1 protein-coding gene is annotated in these 636 nt (G+C 36.8%); it reads left to right on the top strand.

Annotated elements, in window-relative coordinates:
* Window positions 1-636, top strand: a 636-nt coding sequence (locus BN338_RS12495; protein ID WP_039762435.1) for a type ISP restriction/modification enzyme, incomplete at both ends; no start/stop codon positions are given.

The raw sequence follows: 636 nt of genomic DNA, 5'->3' as shown, positions 1-636 counted from the left end.
GGTCAATGCTTTCCACGCTATATTTACGAAGACGCTCCAGTTTCAAAAAGTAAAAGTGAGAAACAAACCCTTTTATTTACAAACTCTATAGAGGAAAACAAAACAGCTGGTTTACAACGCCGTGATGCACTCACTGATGAAGGATTAGCACATTTTAAAGCCGCTTATCCTAGTGAAACTATAACAAAAGATGATCTGTTTTATTATGTTTATGGAATTTTGCATTCAGAAGATTACCGTGCTCGTTATGCTGATAACCTCTCTAAAGAGTTGCCTCGTATCCCATGTGTAAAAACTGCTGAAGACTTTTGGAAATTTACTAAAGCAGGGCGTGAACTGGGGCATTTGCACATGAATTATGAAGATGTAGACCCTTATCCCGTCACCTTTAAAAAGGGGAATCCTAAACTGACTGATATCCCTAATCCAGAAAAATTCTATTATGTGACTGAAATGAAATTTGCAAAAGCAGGTAAAGAGAAAGGTATATCCGAAAAGGATAAATCAACTGTTATTTACAATAGCAATATCACAATGACAGATATACCTCTTGAAGCATATGAGTATATCGTCAATGGCAAACCCGCTCTTGAATGGGTTATGGGGCGTCAATGTGTAAAAACTGATAAAAAGAGT

The organism is Bartonella queenslandensis AUST/NH15, from assembly GCF_000312585.1.
GTDB lineage: Bacteria > Pseudomonadota > Alphaproteobacteria > Rhizobiales > Rhizobiaceae > Bartonella > Bartonella queenslandensis_A.
This window is presented reverse-complemented; position numbering and strand designations above follow the sequence as displayed.